Source organism: Bacillus sp. BD48, from assembly GCF_046566805.1.
In the GTDB taxonomy this organism is placed as follows: Bacteria; Bacillota; Bacilli; order Bacillales; family Bacillaceae; genus Bacillus; species Bacillus safensis.
Genome location: NZ_JANGFM010000009.1, coordinates 1 through 19,424, shown reverse-complemented (window position 1 = coordinate 19,424; position 19,424 = coordinate 1). Strand labels below are relative to the sequence as shown.

Sequence of the window (19,424 nt, the reverse complement as noted above, 5' to 3'; positions counted from 1 at the left end):
ATAACCGGATAAATCTACATAAATTACCTAATTTAGAAAAGTTTCCAAAACGCTTGCGGACACCGCAATCAAAAAAGAAATTTTTTGTTTTTTAATCTGCAACAAATCTCTCATTTTGTTGATAAGGTTCAGCCTTAGAGTCATAAGGGTTTTGAATAGTTTAATAGCCATTATCACATGAAAAAAACAGACTCCAGTAAGAGCCTGCTTTTCTATCACAGAAGTTTCCGGCACGTGCTGCGCTGATACTTCGCATCGGTCCGGCCATGCCTATCAACCATTGATAGGCGGAAATATAACCGTCCTTAAACCTTTGAGACTTTTTCCGGCCATCTTTGGCGGCCACGTGCTGCGCCCTGATACTTCGCATCGATCCGGCCATGCCTATCAACCATTGATAGGCGGAAATATAACTGCCCTTAAACCTTCGAGACTTTTTCCGGCCATCTTTGGCGGCCACGTGCTGCGCTGATACTTTGCATCGATCCGGCCATGCCTATCAACCATTGATAGGCGGAAATATAACCGTCCTTAAACCTTTGAGACTTTTTCCGGCCAACTTTTTGCATTGATCCAGAGCAAACGCCTGCCAGTTACATTGGCCACGATCTGAAGAACTTGAAAGAATGTTTAATCGTTGATACTCTCATGTAAAAAAATGTTATGATGTATTAAATAAATGAGAACTAAAGAAAAAAAGAATGGAGAACTTATTTATGCCAAAAGAGCAAAAAGTGATTGTTGTTGAAATCCATGAAATGGTAATGGGCTATTGGCAAGTAACCATAAATGATTTACCCATTGTTAATTATCAAAGTAGGGATGAAGCTGATAAATTTGTGGAACACTTTATTGCTATTAATAAGGACAAAAATATTAAAAGCATATACTCATGGGATCTTTAACTGAAAAATGTTCGCTTTTTACTTTAAAAAATCAGATCTCCCTGGATAACATCATTCGTGTTTTGGTATTCATTTTGTACTCTTTTTATAGTTTGGAGTGTTATTTTCATGAAGGTTTGTAAAGCGCATGATTGTGAGAAAGTCTTCCCTAATTATCTTCATCAGGTGTTCTGTTCTGCTCGTTGTAGATATAGATACAATAAACAAAAACTTTACGATCAAAGACGGGCTTCGTCTCTTTGTGTCCAGTGCGGAAAAGTTTCAGTTGATTTGTCTGTGAGAACGTATTGTGATGATTGTTCCTTATATTTTCACAATCGATATTTGCAGTAAGAATCAGTGTAGAATGAAAAAACTACGCACTTACTTTTCGTAAGTTTACATAATGACCCTTCGGGGAAGTCTTTTTTTTAGCCGATCCTCATATTCGGGCAAATTCCGTCTTCAGGAGTGATTTAGCGTTTGGGAAATAATCAAAAAATCGGCTCGCATTAAGAAAAAGCCGATCTCTGTTTTTCTCCAGATAGCTCAATATTTCATACCTATCCAATGATTGAACAAATTTCAGCTTCATTATATGATTTTCTGTTGTTGGTCTTATGTTTGCCACCTATTAGTACACATTTAAGGCTTCTAACTTGATCAAAATAAATCAGCTTTTAGACATGCTTAAATTTGTGTTCTAACTAGCCAAATAAATCAGCTTCTTTTGTCATGATTTAAATTCGTTCTCAGGCTATCCATAATTGAGCTTTTTTTTGATCAAATTCTTGAAGTGTCATTTCCATTCGTTTATACTTAATGTGTACCTATTACTAAGATCGACCCTGACTAGGTTGATCAAGCAATTGCCATAGCTCACGGAAGTGCAAATTGGTGATTGAATTTAGTTTCACCATTTACAATGAAACTTAATGATTTACTATTGGCACTCAGCTGACTACTGTGTGCTTTTTTCATGTTTAAAATCATATACTCAGGATAACACTAATATTTAGGATAGTAGCAAAGGTAGCCCTCCATGAAACAGAAACGTGACAATACAACCTTAATTGACTAGAAAAAGGTTGTGCTACCTTTACTTGATCCTATTGGTGAAAGCTTTTAGACGCTTCTTTTAAAACCAGGAGTTCCAATGATCCATCACCCAAGTAAGGAAGGTTTTGACTAGAAACCCCGCTACTAGGGAGAAGAAATTTCCAACTGCTTTGACTAGCAGCCTCTTTCTTCTTTTGGACTTTTGGACTTTCTGGTCTTTTCTTTTTTCAGACCTACTACTGTACCTAATACTTTTTTTCGCCATTAGCTCATTCACCCCCTTTTATAAGATAAGGGGTGGAGGATTATCGCTTGCTAACGTCTCTATGTACATTTTACCAGCATGTCTATTGAAACACGACTAGTATATGATCGAAACGGTAAAATTCTCAAATCCCCTATCCCCATAAAACTCCTTACTCGTCACATAGTGCGTCTACACATGATCTTTTAAAGTATGAGATATGTTTTTCTCAATTTAATAGTGGTAGTCATACAGCTGGTGTTGCACGTGCAGACGATCGGCAGCCCCGGCATCCTTTCATCTTTAATATAGCGCTCTCACCGCATGTTCTTGATTTTCCTTTCTATATCAATAGTGGCAAGCGTACGGAGAGTGTTGCAGCACGCAGGCGATCAGCAACCCTCATGTTCTTTTCCACATAAAACAACCCTTTTTACATAAAAAAAGAAGCCATTAACGGCTTCTTGTAACGGGCGTTATTGAATTTTCATAAAGCACGCCTTTCCTATGTACTGAGCTTTTTGATAAAACCATTTTGAATTAGAAGTTCTTTCACTTTCTCATAGCTTTCCTGGACACGCATAGACCCTTTTGTTCTAAGATTAAGCGTGCAACCATCTTCGCTGCCGAAAACGGTTGAAATGTTATCAACATTCACCAAACATACAAATCCCCGATCGTCTGTTAGCTCAATAAACATTTTCATTCTCCTCCTTAATTTTAATTAAATGGTTGATAAGACAATCCGAACAAAATAGCTGCCTTGGATCCATGAAACTCATTCAAAACCCGAATGAATTATTGTGGCCGTCTATATAAGAGATATGATTTCACGAATGATCGTTACTGTTTTTGTGCTAATTCCTCCAATAGAATACGTACTCCTTCTGGACTTAATATAATACCATTGGATAGTTTCATGTTTTGATCTGATATTTCACCAGTAATTAAGCACGCTTCAGCCTTCTTAAATTTCTGCAAAATAATATTTTCTTGGTCAACGAAAATCTCCATAGGTTCTGACTCGTGAATGTTTAAGTTATCTCTTAATTCTTTAGGAAGCACAACTCTTCCAAGCTGATCTACTTTTCGTACTACGCCAGTATTTTTCATGCGTATATATCTCCTTTCAAAATACAAGTTGCACGCCGCTTACGCGTCATACGTTTGTGCGTCTGAACGTCTACACACTAAGCGTCTGCATGTGCAGGTGTATCAACGTATAACTGTTTTATCTGCTTCATGATCATTAATCCTAGTGAATTGCCCGTTACGCAAGTATACATAAGAATTGTCGTACTTTCTAAGGATATTGTATTGATCCATGAGGTCAATCATCGTTACTTCGTTTTCCATCCAGGACATATGGTCAATTTCCCCGATGCTGTTGAGTCTGTTATCTCTACATGAAATAAAGAATGCTGATATTAAATCTTTTAAGCGTTCATTAAGCCTCTCGCTTTCAAAATCTTCATCTGTAAATCTCGATAAGCCTCTTGCGAGGTGTTTTGCATATAGTTTCCACATGTCGCTCTTTAAAGGATATTGACTTTCAAGATCAGCACTAATTTCTCTAGCGTTAGTTTCAGCTAATTGTAATGTTTTCTTTAGTGATCTACTCATATATTAAAGCTCCTTTCTTTTGGATTTCTGACATTCTTTGTATGTATAACTAAAGTAAAACATTCATGTCTTGATATGTCTATAACTTGCATCTGAAGAGGCGACTAGGCGCTTGATCGGTATGTGTTTGCGCGTCTGAACGGATAGAAAAGGAAAGCTTTAGATTCAGGGTGGGATGGAATTTTTTAGTGTGTTGTAGAGGGCGATTCTGACGCAATTATCTTATAGATTCGTGTATGTTAGTTCGTAAATGCAAGCATGCAAGCGTCTGAACGGTGTCTAATTTTGTCTTACGGTTATTAAAGGTGTTTTTCTAACGATCAAGTAATTGTTATTGAGGTGATAATGTGGAAGAGAATGATAGAACGTTTCTGTATGCTCAGGCTGTTGCGAAAGAATTGGACATATCAACTTCTTCATTAAGAAGATGGTGTGGTGCTATGGAGAAAGCAGGATACAGTTTTGAACGACATAAAGATGCCAGGATGTTTTTTGAGAAGGATCAAGAATTGCTGAAGCAAATTAAACAACGTTTAGAAGATGGACAGGAATCATTGGAATTAGCAATTTATAACATCCTACACCTTGATCCTGAAAATCATACAATCGGCACAAGCACCAGTGGTGCAAAAATTCAACTTTCAGTAGATGAGTTGAGGCAGCTGATTAGTAGTGCTGTTCAAGAGGGTGTGGCAGCCAGTAATGAAATGATGATCCAGGCAATGGATCAAAAGTTATCGAACCATATAGAAATGATGGATAAAATAAAAATGAAGCAGTTTCGGCAGCTGATGGATGAAAAGCAACAACAAATAGAGCAGGAGAAGGGGCAAAATGAAGTAGCAGCAACCAAAGAAAAAAAGCCTCTCTGGAAGAGGCTCTTTTTCTAATGTTTTGTTTTCAGAAGAGGTTTTTTAGATCGTCACCGTACTTTAAGCTATCTGACGTATCATTAGGGTCATCTTGATCCTGCTGCTGTGGTTTAGGCTTTTCTTCATGAACTGTGGTGCCTGTTTGATTATTTAGTGCCGCGTTTAACATTTGCATTAAATCACTGGATGCAGATGTACTAAGCTCAGGCAATTCACTTTTTAGAATGCGTTCATTGTCTAGTGTGATTTTCTTTCTGACTTCATGAGTATCAATGTCTGTCTCTACGCCAAATCGATCTATAAATGCATTAACAATGATAGATAGCGAAGCATTTATATTTTTTTGATGATTCATCCATTCATTGATACGCTCTTTTTCTTCATCATCAAAACGAAACAAGAAGGATTTACGGTCTTTGTTTGGAGGTCTTTTCATGGTCTTCTCCTATTTAGATGCAGTTTGCACTTTATTTTCATCTTTTAAGAACACTTTTGTATTCAAGATGTTAAGTCCTAAAGCGTTTAGATCAGCAGCATACTCTTCAGGAATCCAAAGAACTTGCAGTTTAAATTTTTCAGCAAATTTTTTCAATGGTTCGTATAAGGTATCTTTGAAGATGATGCTGCCACCGCCATAAACAGGCAGGATAGAGGCTTGCATACCTGTGTTTTCTTGGAAGTTATTTTGGATCATGTGTAGAATCTCTCTTGATTGACCACGCTTTGCCATTTCCAATGCTTTTACCGCATCGTCATGGTATTTGTCTGATTCGTCTTGAATGATTGCCATGAGTTGTTGTCTTTTTAGTTTGAACTTCCCGCCATACTTTTTATTCAGTGAACGGATAGCCTCTTCTGTGGCGTGTCCAACTCCTAGGTCTTCCCCTGTACAAGCGTCTGAGATAGGTTTCATACCTTCAGTATAGACGGATTCTGTTGTGCCATCCCCAATATCAGTATGCAGCATCTTTTTATCTGCAAATACGGTTCCACTGGTGATGTTTGTCTTATACAGTTCGTTATAATTTTTAAAGTATTCAGCTGGCCCTTCTAGTATTGCATATAGAGCCGGTACGCCTTCCCTTGTAACTTTTATATGTCGGTTAAAGGTAATCTGCACAGTAGATCGCAGATTGCCAACGTAAACAACGACAATGTGATTGTGTTTTGAGAAACGTTCCTCCATTTTTCTTGCTTTGTCTGCTGAATATTGGGAAGCCGGAATAGCTGTTGTAAGAGCACAATCAATCGTAAGGGCTGAAGGGATTTCCCTTTGCTCATTGTAATGATCCTTGACCCCTTTTGCCGCAATATATGAAAGAAGGTTTACTATAGGAAGGTCTTGTTCATCTTTGTCTCCCATTTTAATGTTCATGTTTGTTATAAGACCGCCTGTGCTTGTAAGCGCGCGTTTACCAATTGTGAATAGACTTGGGTATTCGATTGCTGGACTTGTGATATGCACTAGCAATTCATCAAATAGATTCTGAACCAGTTTGTTTACATCTGTTTCATCAACTGCTGGAGCACTGCTGATTTCACGCATTACACTATCTTCACGAAGAATGTTTTTTGCGTCTCTATCAAAAATCATTTTGATTTTTGAGTTTCCGATATCTGCTGCCAGTTCAATGTTACGTGTTTCGGTTGTGCTTTGTTTACTCATAATAACCACCTTTTAACATTATTGGATTTTTAATGGTCTTCACTTCAGGTTTTAAAGAAGTGTTAAGAAAAAAATTCAAAAAATCACTAAAACAAAATTGATATCATTTTAAACTGTTAATTGATATCATTTTAATCATTATAAATCATGTGGGAATAAAGAGCAATGAAGATAAACAAAAAAGATATCATTTTAGATGCAAAATTGATATCTTTTTTGTTTAAACTGTTGGACGGAAAGAGGTTTTATGTTAAAATGATATCAAATAAGTATTAAAAAAGATATCATTTTTGTTTATAGGACGTTTTTCTCTCATCCTGAGTAGGGTGGACGGATTAGACCAAATCTAGTATTATCGGTTGTAACAGATCAAATTTTAAGAGATTTTAAGTATATCGAACATTTCAGAATTTTCTAAAAATAAAATAGAACAGGAAAAAAGCCAGTGCTACCAACACTGACTTTTCGGATTCAAGCTCCCCAGGTCTCCAAACCAACGAGCTTGAAAGAACATACTCAAATTGTATGTCTTTATCATATCAGTATCCTTGTGAAGTTGCAAGATATTTAGAACTCAAAATATCTGCAAATTTTTCCTTGGTTTCCGATAAATCGACATATAAATAGGGTTGTACCTTTCAAGATTTTGAGCCGTTGGGTGAGCAAATCCGCTTACTAACGGCTCTTTTTTGTTGCCGGAAACGGAGGTGCAAGCCATGATTGCTGATAGATTGATAGAACAATATAAAAACGACATGCAAGCTCCTGAAGACAGCTTGAAATATGCAAAATTGCTTTCTATGCCGCTGCCGCTGGAAGGGATTTTTAAATCGCAGATGACAGCAGCGCCAAAGTCTAAAGCTGCTTCAAGGAAGGCAGAATATGAACACAAATATGCTAAAAACTACGCTTATGCCTTCCTGGTTCCTGAAGGAGACTTTAGCCAGGAGTTTGCGGTGCGTACTTACAAAACGTTTAAAAAACATATTGAAGCTGGTCATATCACTCATATTACATACAACACGTTCTATAGAAATGACCGGAAATTACGCTCAAATTTGCGTTGGATCAACGCTATGTGCATTGAAATTGATGTGAAAGGTAATGAAAACGTTGATAACAAAGGGATTACTCTTGTGGACGTTCTTGGCCGTATTTCTAATGCGGGATTACCTGAAGCTACAACTATCTTAAAAAGCCCAAGTGGAGGCTACCATATATTTTGGGTTTATCAGGACCCGATCAGAGCGACACGAAAGGCGGCCGCCGTTTACACGCGCATGCAGAAGGCGATCGCGCAGGCAATCGGGGGAGATTTAGCAGCTGTAGGCGCTGAACATTACTTTAGAGCGCCAAATGAGCAAAATGTTGTTTATGAAGGATATAGCGTGCCTTCTAATAGCCTTACAGATTGGTATGCCATTGATTGTGAACGTAGGTTTGCAGAACGTGGGGATCGCTTTAGTGGGGCAGTTAACTTCAATACATACAATGGTGCGCTTATGCAGTCTGAAGCTTTTAGAGACGTGCAGCGCGGTGGATTTGATGACATGAGAGATAGAGTGTCTTTTAGTTTAGCATGCGCTTATAAGCTGTCTGGCATGACTGAGCGTGAAGCGTCTGTGCGTCTGCTCTCCTGGAATGCTAACAATGTGAAGCGAATGAGCCAATCTAAATTATTAACGAAAATTCGGTCCGTTTATCGCTCTGAAGATCGTTATGTGAGCTACAGCTTTATCAAAGAAGCTGCGGAGTATCTAACAGGAAAAGAGTATCCTGAAAAGATTTATTGGAATAGCAGAATGGCTAAACCGCGCTCTGAGCGTGTGAGAAGCCACTATTATGAGTATAAGCAAGATATCATTGAATATTTAAAGGTTCATGAAGCGTTAATTGGTTCACAGCGATCCATTGCAAAAGAGCTTCAAATACCATTCAGCACCTTCTGTAAAGTCCTTAAAAATATGCTTGAAGAGGGCTTATTAATCATGGAAACAAAAAAGGGACGTGGAGGCTTCACGTTAATTACATTGCCTTCAAAACAGGACAACCCTACAAAACCCCATGAGAAGTATTCAAACGACTCTAAGGGGCAACAAAATGGCTCTGATGAGGTCTCAACAGAGGATCATAAGCAACCAGCAGCAATCGCCCAGGAATCCCATGACGACAAAATAAATGTCCTACTCTCTAATAACACTGGTAAGGGCGCGGGTGGGCAGGCTCTTCCTGGTAGTCTTTCCGAGGCTTTAGCCTCTACGACTTCTGCCTTTTCTGCTGTCCCTTCCTGTGTCCCGGCTCTCTTTATCTCAGCCTTCTCTAACCGAGGTTTCTCTGATGGCCGTTTCATCTTCGCAGCTTGGGGGCGCGTGCGTCTGGCTTTCTCTTCCTTGGGTATCCGTCCTAGTGCGATTGCTGGACACAGTGATTATGTGTCTCTAGCCTGCACTTCTGCGGCAGCTGCTTTTGATTATTTTGGTACTCCTATTGCTAATGATTGGTGTGGTGATTCTGACCGTTTCTTGAAGTATTTCTACGGTGTCGTGCGTAAAAAATTGGCTGCTTTCAGACAAGATGAACTGGAAAATTTAAGACAATATATGGAATCTGCTCCGCTTATCAGATTGTTCAAATTGTGGGAGGAACTTTCTGATGAATCTTTTCTAAAATGGATTCCAGATCGTGAAAATATCGAGTTGTTTTTATTTGATTTAGAGGCTGAAATTCGTAAGCGTGAGATACAAAATTCACGCAGAAAATGGTTTGAAAAATTCGGTTTATCAGCTTTGAAATAAACAAAAATACCAGCTGTATTTTTAACAGCTGGCACATGTTGCATGACCTACACCACCACAGTGTTTTAGTCATTAACCATTGTACATTATTTATGACTTCTTCGTGGAAATATCATGTGTAATCACGTGGAAATATCATGTAAAGTATTAGGTTTCTTACTAAACTTGATATTTCCACACTAAATAGGGCTTTTTTCCCTTGTTTTATAAGGGTTTTCCATGGGATAATATTCATGTAACTTGTTCTATGCTCTTCCGTCTGATTAACATTTACATAATGTTAATTCAAGACGCGAAGATTCTTAGAACTACAACCCCATTTGAGGGCGGCATGTCGGATCGGTTTTCTGGACTCTGAATTCTGCTCTTTGACAACAAAAAACCAGCCATGCAAAGTCGCTAAAGCTCCTAAGCATGGCTATAGAAACTCACCTGCCAAAGTACGGTCTCACCTTAGATTTATCTTGTCTGTATTTCTGTCAAAAAAGTGTCTCAGTTATCTTGGATTTTTATCAAGATAACGAGGTGATATTTTTGAGAAATGAGCGAACAAAAGCTGATGAAAAATTAGAAGAAGCTGTCGGTAAAGCTCTGGAAAATTGGAAATTAACTCTGCCGATTTTTCTGGCTGTTCTTCTAGTTATTGGATATTGGCAAAAGGATTTATGGTTGACTGCGAAACGTGAAAAAATGATTTTAGATACCATTTCTGAGGTGGGAGGTTTCCTGTTTTGGATTGGTTTTATTTTCGTTTTATTGATTGTTTCAAGAGCGATTTTTGTTCACTTTTGGAACAAGAGAAGATTCACGTATTTGCAAATTATTCCTCACGCTGATGATGGAATAAAGCCAGATTCTTTAGGGGAAATGATTAGAAGATTTCATGGATCGAAAAGAAAACCTTTGGAAAGATTGGTTTTCGGCAAAGAATGGTTTAGCTTCGTTGTTCATATGAGAAGGCATTCAAGTAAAGGGAATCAATATGTTTTTTATTTAGGTGCTGATCAAGGGAAAATTGATGCTCTAAAGACTCATTTATCTTCCCTGTATTCTCGATCCGAGTTTTATCCAGCAGAGGACATTGTTTTTCCTTCTGAGAAAGCTGTTGGGGGCAGAATGAAGATTAAACGCAAGAAGTTAGAAGCTAACTTGTCTTTAGCCTCTTATAAGTATGATCAGTTACCAGGAGTTTTTAATTCCATGAAGCCGGATACTTGGATGCAGGTAACGTTTTCACCTAACGACGGATGGAAACTTCGCAGAAGCATTTTGAAAGCAGAAGAAGAAATTCGGCAGAAGAAGGCAAAGGATCGAAACGCATTTGAAAGTGAAGAAATCCGATCTTATTTTTCGCGTTTTTCAGGTAATGAAGTGGCTTTTGATGTTCTTGTCTCTATTGCAGCAGATCACCAAAATGGTGTCTCTACCTTGAAAAATGTTGGTAATGCTTTGGCTGCGGTCATGGCTGATGTAAATGAAATTAGGTATAGACGGTGGCGCAGATCAGTCACGTACTTTCCGCAAAAGATGCCGTATCAGATGGTATGGACTGGATCAGAGCTTGCTAATTTATTTCATTTACCGCATTTCAATGGAAGTGGACTTATTGAGAAAATGAGCAAGGATATTCCTCACTTATCAAGAGGGCTACAGTCGCTGCCTTATAATGTGTTATCGAATCCATTAGGTATTTCATTTGGCACGATGGTTCACCCGATTATCAATAATCGGGAAGTGAAAATTATGCCGGATGTTCTTACAAAACATTGGGGGCTGACTGGTAAAACAGGTTCAGGTAAGTCAACACTGTTGAATCACATTTTCAAGTCTTTTGCAGACAAATTCATGAATGAGAAAGAAGCGTCTGGCTTCAGCTTTATTGATCCAGCCCTTGAAACTGCTGAGATAATACTAAACTATTTACTGAAGGCTGAAAAAGAAGGTAAAGAGATCAATTGGGATAAGGTTCACTGGATTAACTTCAAAAATTCAAATAACCCTTTAGGGATGAATTTGCTTTATCAGATGGAAGGGGAATCGGATGCTTTCGTGGTCGATCAGATCATGCGAGTGATTCGAGAAAGTGAATTTGCCGTTGCTCCGCAGGCTGAACGTATGTTGAAACGCTGTATTGCCACGTTAGTGGCTGATAAGGGGCAGAATCACACGATTCTAGGTATACGGCCTTTATTGCTAGACACGAAGTTTAGAAGGGCTGTTTTGGCTAGATTAGAACGTGATCCTAAAAACCAAGATATTATTTCATTTTGGGAAGACGAAGCGCCGGACATGATAGATACATCAAAACATGCGATTTTAAATCGTCTTGATATATTCTACTCTAACGATTTCTTGCGAAGATTGTTCGGACAAAGTTCTTTCGGGTTACCGATCCGAAAGTGGATGGATGAAGGTCATATCATATTTTACAATTTCTCTGGTATGAGCGAAGAGGAAACGGGATTGATTGGCAGCTATTTAACGTATTTGTATTACCGTATAGCAGATACGCGTCCGCCTAAGTCTTTAATGCATCAATTTTGTATAGATGAGGCGCAGCGTGTGCCGGCTACCATCTTACCTGAGATTATCAAAGAAATGCGTAAAAAAGGTTTGATCTTAGGTATCAGTACACAAGAGCTTGATAGCTTGCCAGTTCCTCTTCAAAAAGCATTAGTAAATATTGCGGGGAACATGTTTGTGTGCGAACAAGGCCCGCCAGGGGCGAAAGTGGCAGCTGAAGCATTTAAGGTCACGATTAACGATAAAGACGTTTATACGCTGTCTGAGGCATTTTTGAGGAACTTACCTACTCTAAGATGCGCTATTAAAACCAGAGATTACTTCAACGGGATTGAACAATCTGTAAATGCTGTTGTAGATGTGCCGCCACTAGATAGATATAAACCTGATGGAACTGTAGCCCCTTTTGATGATTCTGAACAATTGCGTGAATCAACTGCATGGACGTTATCTAAAGCAGCTGAATTAGAAAGCAAAAACGGGCTATCTACAAAAGAAATAGATCAAGCAATATCTAACTATCTAAACGGCACCCCTGTTGAAGAGGAAATTGTTAGCGACCTTGATGCTGAAGAAGTTCAAAGTGATGCCTCTCAATCTATCAGTTCGACAAATGATTTTCAGTTTGTTGAAGCAGATGAACCTTCACTTGATGAATCAAAAAATAAAAAAGAGGGTTCTGATCAAAAAGAAGCTGAATGGAGTTTTATGGAATGATCAGAAGGAATGTTGCTCCTACACCACCACAAGTAAGAGATAAGGGGCAAAACATGAATTATGTTCATTTGACAGAAGAAGATAGAGAACTTTTGATAAATCTTCACTCATTTATATATTTGCATAGGGATTTTATTAGAGAACATATATACAGCCATCTAGGGAGTATGAATACATTCTATAGGCGTTTGAGACAGATGGAAGACGCTGGTTACATCAAGGCTTTTAATGCACCTGCTAGTAGTTCAGACAGGAAACCAAGTAAGATTTTCACCCTAACTAAATTTGGGGTTGATATGGTATACGAACTGAAGGGCATTACACATTGGAATAATAGATGGACCAGACAACTAGCTCCCTTTTATCAACACCAGCTGTTGATTGCGGAGGTTGTAAAAGCTTTTGAGAAAAAAGCTGAAGAAGCAGGTCTCGAATTTAAAGAATGGGTAACTGAGGCAAGAGCTTTCTATGAATACACAGACAAAGGTGAGAAAAAGGTAAGGAAGCTTAGACCGGATGGAATTATTGTTATAGGTAAGAAAGGTTCTGAGCAGTGTTTGGGCTTGATGATCGAGATGGAAAGAAGTTATTCCACTCGTGAAAAAAACCTTAGAAAAATGGAACAGTATAATGAGTTTTTCGTAAGAAAAAATGAACTGTTAACAAAATATGATCGAAAAGTGGGTTTTGAATATCCGGTGCAGCATTTTAAAGTTCTGTTCATCGGTGCTAATGAATCTAAGACTAAAAAAACGCTGCGGGATCTTAGGGGAGAAGAAAAAGGTGCTGAAGTATCCGTAATGGTTACTAGCTTTGATGAAGTGCTAGAAGAGCCATACGGATCAATCTACCGTTATCTAAGTGATCCTGAGAATAAAAAGAAGATGTAAAAAGGGGCGATCCCATGTTTTTTATATTAAGGAAATTATTCTCCCTAGTCATTGGTATCTTGCTGCTGCTTGTGATCGGGAAATTAATATTCGCATTTTTTCCTGAGACTGTTCCTATATGGGAAGAAGCAAAGAGTGTTGTGATCGGCTTATATCACACGTCCGTTGCCAAGATAGGTCTTGCTCCTACACTATTTTTAATAGTGGTGTTGATTGGCGGGGCTACTGTAGGAATGCCAGCTAGACGATAAAGGAGGGTTAAAGTGAAACCGAAAATCTCGAAAGAAGAGAGGAAGGAACAACGAAAGAAAAAGATCGCGGCTTTAAAACATTGGTTTAATAGCTTGCGTTCTTCAGAAGGAAAAGTAAAGGCGGAAAAGGCTCATAGACCGCCAGGAATACTTGCAAGAAAATTTGGAGTTATAGCTTTTTGGTTTGTTTTTGTAAGCATGATTGTTATGTTCATGATGATTTTAGCTGTCAATGGTTCTTCTAAGAAAAGTAGTGCCAGTATTGCAGCAGTTGAACAAAACCAAGCGACGAAACCTGAAGCAGTGCAATTTGCTGAAAATTTTTCTAAACAATACTTCACATGGTCTAAAGAAGAGGAAGATGCAGGGAAACGAGCAGAACGGTTAAAGCCTTTTTTAGTTAAGGGATTAGATCAGCAAGCTGGTTTGGACTTAGACTCTGCTAGTTATAGTTCGCGTTTTAATAGTGCAGAGGTTTATAGAGTAGAAGAAGTATCTAAGGATAAGGCTGCTATTACTTTAAAAGTGAATAGCACTGTGACGAAAAAGTGGGAAGAAGAAGTAATTAAAAAGGTCGGAAAAAAGAAAAAGAAAGTGAAGGAAAAGCAGACAAAAACAGATGAAAAAGGTTTGTCGAAATATTTTGTTGTTCCTGTTTATTATAAGAATCACCAATATGCTGTATATGAATTGCCGCGTTATGAGCAAATTGATCAGACAAATCAAATTCAGGATACAAACAAAGAAAAATTGCAGTCTGTTGGAGATAGTAAAACACAAAAGGAAATTAATGATTTTCTAGCCACATTCTTCAGCAGTTACGCTACTGATCCAATGAACAAACTGTCATATGTTTTAGAAGATAAAGATGTAAAAAATGGATTGAATGGCTCAATGAATTTTGTCAAAGTAGCATCGGCAGATGTTTTCTCGAACAAGGGAAAAGGTTTTCGGGTAAAGGCTAAGGCGATATTTGAAGAGCCTGCAACAAAAACTCAATTTACCAATGATTATGATCTGGTTTTAGAAAAACGAGGCAGTCGTTACGTTGTAACAAAGATTAATTAACGGGGGTTTTTAGAATGAATGATTTAATATCGCTGGTGGTTCTAAATGCAGGGCCTTTTGATATCTCTAGTGGTTTTGAGTGGTTTCAAGGTCAAATAAAGATATTGATCTATGTAGTCTTAACTATTGTTCTTTTGGGATTTATTTGGAAGAGAGCTTGGATTATGATGGTTTTGTATTTATTAGGTGTCTCTGTGGCAATGATTTTTGTAGAACGCCCAGAAATTATGGAATCACTGGCAAAGAGTGTGCAAAATTTAATTGATATTGGGAGCTGATGATATTCAGCTCCTTTTTTTTGAAAGGTGTGATTTTTTTGGAACGGATAAGATCATATGTTTTGAATGATTTTTTAAAGTTTGACCGAAAAGTATACGGTTTGGCTAAAAAAAACTGGGGACGGCCAATAAAGTTCAAGTCAATATTATACTGGTTGTTTTTCAATGTGGTTTTTATCATTTGGTACTTCATCCCTGTTCTTAATTTAGTCCTTAGATGGCTGCCACCAATTATTGTCTTTATGATTCCTGCTCTCATTTCTTATTTGTTGACAGCTGTTGGAACGGAAGGGAGAGCGCCAGTTTCTTATTTTCGATCATATGTCTCTTATAACTTCAGAAAGGCAAAAGCAGTGACCTATTATCGAGGAAAAGAATTAGAAAAGGCAAAAACATATCGCTTTAATCCGTTGCTTTCGATTGGATCGGAGAAGAAAGAGAAAGAGAAACAAAAAATTATCAGTATGAGAGGCTATGTCTCTTATTCAAGTAAGGAGGAAACCAAATGAAGCAATTCGCTGATTTTCCTGTAAAACATATAGAGCAAAATTTGGTTTTTGGCACTGATGGCACCGTATGGGCGTACTTCCATGTAGAAGGATATGGTTATGATTTTAGGGATAACGAACAAAAGAAAAAGCCATTTAAGAATCAAATGGCTCTTCTTACAAAAAATCAATATGATCTTCATTTGCTGTCAATACCATTCAAAATGGATGTGACTAAAATCATTGATCAGACAATTGAAGAAGTTAAAAGAAAAGAATATGAATTAAAAGAGCATGGGCTGCGGTATCTGAATGCCCTTAGAGCAACTATAAAAGAAAGTGTCTATCAAAGTGATACTAACCAATATGTAAGCTATTTCGGTGTTCAGCTTGACCCTAAGAAAAACGTGTATATTGATGGAAACCAAGGAACAAAGCTTCTTGCATCCTTTAAACAATTTTTAAAGGGGATCAATTCACCAGTTTATAAAGCAGTTGGCTTAGAAAGATATGATATATTGCATTCTGAAATTCAGGCATTTAAGGATCAGGCTGCTACTATAGCTGCTGATCTATCAGATGCTTTTTCATCACCTGTACGACCAATTAGCACATCTGAAGCGCTCTTCTTAACTGAATATAGTTTTTCAGTTCCAGGAGGCGAATACAGTTCATCTACTAAAATAGGTGTTGATGTAGAAGGAACTGATTATACAGGAAGGACTTATCAAGCCGTTAGACCAGATAGAAAGCTCTTCCTTGATCTACAATCGGCTGAGGTAGAAGAGTATGATCCGAAAACATTAAGGTTAAGGAAACTTGTAGATAACGAGATCAAAGAACAATATGTTCAGTATCTTGTTGTTAGCCGCATGAATACAGTAGTTTCACATCCAGGCACCGAATGGCTTTACAGAATTCAAACAGACCTACCGTTTCCAGTTGGAACATCTATCAGAGCATTTTATAAATCAAATGACGAAATTCAAAAGAATTTATCTAACGCACTTTTAGAGTTTGAAGATCAACGGAAAACGGCGAGAGAAGTTGGGGCAAATATTGATGAAAAAACAGCTTCTTCAGAACAAGGAGCCATTAAGATGCAAGCGATGTTTGCACAAAGTGGTGAGCCAGCTTACGATATCTCAATTGTGTTAAGAGTAACAGCAGGGGATAAGATTGAGCTAAAACAAAGAGTAGAAAAGGTTCGGACTGAACTCGGTAAAAAGGGAATTACATTGCAGATTCCTTACGGTGAAGCTATTTCTTACTTTATGGAGTTTATACCTGGATCAAAAAGATATACAAACGATTATCTTCAAACGGTGTCAGCTGGTGTTATTGCCTCTGCTATGTTTGGTGCGACAACCAATATAGGAGACAGCAGGGGATTCCCAATAGGTTTTACCAAAAAACTTAAAAAGCCGGTCTTCATACAGCCGGATTTGGCTGCGAAAGCCTATGACAATATTCAAAACGTCTTTGACTCATTGTCAATGATGATCGCAGGTGAGACAGGTAAAGGTAAATCTGTCTTAATGAATTTACTGGCTACACTAGGGGCTTTGACTGGATCGCATGTTATGATCACAGACCCTAAAGGAGATAGGGCAGGATGGGCTGAAGGGCTGCCATTCATCCCTAAAGAATATATATCGGTTTGGACTCTTGGAGAGTCAGAAGAAGATGCTGGCTGCCTTGATCCATTTCGGACTAGCGAAAACATTAGTGATGCCAAAGATATAGCTCTCGATATTTTAACGTATTTAACCAATGTGCAGCTTGATGATGATAGATATTCATTGTTGAGTGATGCGATTGAAGTTGCAGGGGATTTTCATGATCCATGTATTGAAGTGGTCATTAATCACCTGAAGGATCAATATGAGAATCGTCCAGAATATATGAGTGATGAGAGACACAGGGCATTAGAAACGTTATTAACATCGTTACAGTCTCTACAGAAAAATAAGCTGGCTACGCTGCTTTTCGGAAAGATCAACCAGGACTATAAAACCCTAGATGTTGGAAAGCCTATTCAAGTTTTAATGGTTCAAAATTTGCAGCTGCCGGATATTAAAAAAGGGCAGACAGGAAAAATTCGCGCGCCTCAAAAAATTTCTGAAGCAATACTTATTTCGATTACAGCGTTCACCAAGCAATTCATGTTTAAGCTGGACCGAAAAGGTACCCATAAAATAGTGGTTCAGGATGAAGCTAAAACGATTGAACGTAGTGTTACAGGCGCGGAACAATTAGACTTTATCGAACGTAAAGGGCGTTACTATAACACGACTTTAATCAAAGGAACGCAGAATGCTAGTGACTATGATAATGCAGCCAACATTGGTATGAAGTTCTGCTTCCAGTTATATCAGTCTGAAGAGGCTGAAAAGATGCTTCAGTTTTTGAATTTGCCAATAACGGCAAGTAACGTATCGACATTAAAAAATTTGAAACGTGGTCAAGCGCTATTTCAAGATATTTATGGCCGATGTGCAGTAATTGAAGTGAATACAGTCTTCCAGGACTTTATTAAAGCGTTTGATAGTTCTACAGCTGATGAGGCTGATAGAGAACGCGAAAGAACAAGGTCATTAGAAAAACAAAGTAGTGGGGTGGGAGTTTAATGATGAAGAAGATTGCTATATTCATGCTGTTTGCGATTAGTGTATTTTCTCTTGCTGCCTGCGGATCAGCCGCAGGTGGTAAGAATCAAAAGGACATTGAAAAAGCAGATGAAGTAGCTTACAAATTTATTGTGGCGCAAGTAGAGGGTGACGATGATTTGTTTAAACAAATCTTAGTTGATGAAGCACAAAATATATTAGAAAAAGGTCACCATGCTCATCCAGGGGCAAAAAATGAAATGGGGGAACGTTACCAGATTAAACGATACTCAAACAAATATGAAGATGGCAAGCTGTACTATTACTTGAAGTTCTATCAGCCCAATTTATCTGAAATGCAGTACATGAACGTTCTTTTGGTGAAAGATGATGGACAGTGGAAAAGTACAAAGATCAGAGGCATTGATTCAGATGAGATGAAGGCTGGAATGGGTGATGAAGAACCAGTAACAGTCCACAAATTTAAGGATGATAGCAAATGAAAATAAAAAAACTCTTATTGCTTCTGACTGTGCTTATGATTATTTTGCCGACATCTATTTCCGCCGAAAGCAGCAGTAAGAAGGAAGAAGACAAAAATATTTCTGAAACGTTGGTGCCGAAAGATTATTCAAAGATGGAGGATGGAAGAAAGGCCGTTTATTACTTAGATGTTTCAGCGAAAACAGGCGATGAAGAGGATAAAAATGCAGTACAGCAATTTGTGGATTCAGCAAAAAGCTGGGTGACAGGTGATGCTATAAAAGATGGAATTGCATCACAGTTTTTTGAGTTCATTAATCTGATGGTCAATTTAACTTTCGAATGGAACAAAATGTTTACTAATATCATGCTTGCTTTCTTAAACTTTGCTTTTGAAACCGATGTTGTCAACGCGTGGATAGACTTAGTTGAAAGGCTAGTACAGGGGATCAGTGGTATAGAGGGATCTGGTTTTTCTTCTGATGGGATTTTCGGTAGTTTTATAGGTTTTATTGTGGTGATTACTGGATTGGTCGCTGTCTTTCAAATGACTTTTAGGCGTGCAATAATTAGTGGTTTATCAACCATTGTACAGACGGTTTTTGTGTTGAGCTTGGCGCTAATGATCCTTACAAATTATGGCTCTTTCATGAAAGGGATTAACAATATTTCCACTACGGCTAGTCAGCTTATTTTGACAGGAGCTTCTAATAGTTTAACTGGTGATCATAGAACACCAGAGGCTGTGAGAGAAGATATGTCTAAAAACATTTGGGATTTGTTTATTGTTAAGCCATATCTCATTATGCAATATGCAGAAGAAGATATTGATAAAATTGGAGTCGATCGTGTTAATAAGTTGTTAAAGATGCCAAAAGGTCAGGATCGACAAGATTTTATTGAAAAAAATGAAATTAGTGAAAACAATAACAAAATGATGACCTATGAACGCGTTCCAGAAAGAGCCGTCTTTA

At 38.0% G+C, this 19,424-nt stretch carries 17 protein-coding genes; 12 read left to right on the top strand and 5 right to left on the bottom strand.

Features of this window, described 5'->3' with window-relative positions; translation table 11 throughout:
- The first annotated feature begins 716 nt into the window (after window positions 1-716).
- Window positions 717-905 (top strand): hypothetical protein, encoded by a 189-nt coding sequence (locus ACLGGR_RS18925; protein WP_410973672.1) that lies wholly within the window; start codon window positions 717-719, stop codon window positions 903-905.
- Window positions 906-2,692: 1,787 nt separating this feature from the next.
- Here the strand turns inward: ACLGGR_RS18925 and ACLGGR_RS18920 are convergent.
- From ACLGGR_RS18920 to ACLGGR_RS18910, 3 genes are all read right to left on the bottom strand, one after another.
- Entirely contained in the window at window positions 2,693-2,887 is a 195-nt protein-coding gene (locus tag ACLGGR_RS18920; RefSeq protein WP_410973671.1) for a hypothetical protein, read from the bottom strand.
- A 143-nt stretch (window positions 2,888-3,030) separates the two neighbouring features.
- Window positions 3,031-3,300, bottom strand: a complete 270-nt coding sequence (locus ACLGGR_RS18915) for an AbrB/MazE/SpoVT family DNA-binding domain-containing protein (RefSeq protein ID WP_410973670.1) — start codon at window positions 3,298-3,300, stop codon at window positions 3,031-3,033.
- A gap of 102 nt (window positions 3,301-3,402) precedes the next feature.
- Entirely contained in the window at window positions 3,403-3,810 is a 408-nt protein-coding gene (locus ACLGGR_RS18910) for a hypothetical protein (RefSeq protein ID WP_410973669.1), read from the bottom strand.
- Window positions 3,811-4,157: 347 nt separating this feature from the next.
- Here ACLGGR_RS18910 and ACLGGR_RS18905 point away from each other — a divergent pair, with 347 nt between their 5' ends.
- Window positions 4,158-4,700 (top strand): hypothetical protein, encoded by a 543-nt coding sequence (locus ACLGGR_RS18905; protein ID WP_410973668.1) that lies wholly within the window; start codon window positions 4,158-4,160, stop codon window positions 4,698-4,700.
- A 10-nt stretch (window positions 4,701-4,710) separates the two neighbouring features.
- Here the strand turns inward: ACLGGR_RS18905 and ACLGGR_RS18900 are convergent, their stop codons facing one another.
- Window positions 4,711-5,118 (bottom strand): hypothetical protein, encoded by a 408-nt coding sequence (locus ACLGGR_RS18900; protein WP_410973667.1) that lies wholly within the window; start codon window positions 5,116-5,118, stop codon window positions 4,711-4,713.
- 9 nt (window positions 5,119-5,127) lie between these two features.
- Window positions 5,128-6,348, bottom strand: coding sequence for a hypothetical protein (locus tag ACLGGR_RS18895; protein ID WP_410973666.1), 1,221 nt, complete (start codon window positions 6,346-6,348; stop codon window positions 5,128-5,130).
- A 716-nt stretch (window positions 6,349-7,064) separates the two neighbouring features.
- On the opposite strand from ACLGGR_RS18895, the gene ACLGGR_RS18890 reads away from it, so the two are divergent.
- From ACLGGR_RS18890 to ACLGGR_RS18845, 10 genes are all read left to right on the top strand, one after another.
- Window positions 7,065-9,143, top strand: coding sequence for a hypothetical protein (locus ACLGGR_RS18890; RefSeq protein ID WP_410973665.1), 2,079 nt, complete (start codon window positions 7,065-7,067; stop codon window positions 9,141-9,143).
- A 501-nt stretch (window positions 9,144-9,644) separates the two neighbouring features.
- Complete coding sequence (locus ACLGGR_RS18885) at window positions 9,645-12,383, top strand: helicase HerA domain-containing protein (RefSeq protein WP_410973664.1); 2,739 nt, start codon at window positions 9,645-9,647, stop codon at window positions 12,381-12,383.
- On the top strand, window positions 12,380-13,273 hold the full coding sequence (locus ACLGGR_RS18880; protein ID WP_410973663.1) for a replication-relaxation family protein: 894 nt from the start codon (window positions 12,380-12,382) through the stop codon (window positions 13,271-13,273). The genes ACLGGR_RS18885 and ACLGGR_RS18880 overlap by 4 nt, the downstream gene beginning before the upstream one ends.
- Window positions 13,274-13,287: 14 nt before the next feature.
- Complete coding sequence (locus ACLGGR_RS18875) at window positions 13,288-13,524, top strand: hypothetical protein (protein ID WP_073412018.1); 237 nt, start codon at window positions 13,288-13,290, stop codon at window positions 13,522-13,524.
- 12 nt (window positions 13,525-13,536) lie between these two features.
- A complete protein-coding gene (locus ACLGGR_RS18870; RefSeq protein WP_216100586.1) occupies window positions 13,537-14,592 on the top strand; it encodes a conjugal transfer protein in 1,056 nt (351 codons plus the stop codon).
- A 14-nt stretch (window positions 14,593-14,606) separates the two neighbouring features.
- Window positions 14,607-14,870, top strand: coding sequence for a hypothetical protein (locus ACLGGR_RS18865; RefSeq protein ID WP_048003466.1), 264 nt, complete (start codon window positions 14,607-14,609; stop codon window positions 14,868-14,870).
- A complete protein-coding gene (locus ACLGGR_RS18860) occupies window positions 14,870-15,379 on the top strand; it encodes a TcpE family conjugal transfer membrane protein (RefSeq protein WP_410973662.1) in 510 nt (169 codons plus the stop codon). The genes ACLGGR_RS18865 and ACLGGR_RS18860 overlap by 1 nt, the downstream gene beginning before the upstream one ends.
- Window positions 15,376-17,988 carry an ATP-binding protein gene (locus ACLGGR_RS18855; RefSeq protein ID WP_410973661.1) on the top strand — a complete coding sequence of 871 codons (2,613 nt, stop codon included), beginning with the start codon at window positions 15,376-15,378 and terminating at the stop codon, window positions 17,986-17,988. The genes ACLGGR_RS18860 and ACLGGR_RS18855 overlap by 4 nt, the downstream gene beginning before the upstream one ends.
- Window positions 17,988-18,470, top strand: a complete 483-nt coding sequence (locus ACLGGR_RS18850) for a hypothetical protein (protein ID WP_410973660.1) — start codon at window positions 17,988-17,990, stop codon at window positions 18,468-18,470. Before ACLGGR_RS18855 ends, ACLGGR_RS18850 begins: the two co-directional genes overlap by 1 nt.
- On the top strand, window positions 18,467-19,424 hold a 958-nt coding region (locus ACLGGR_RS18845), incomplete at its 3' end, for a CD3337/EF1877 family mobilome membrane protein (RefSeq protein WP_410973659.1). The genes ACLGGR_RS18850 and ACLGGR_RS18845, both read left to right, overlap by 4 nt.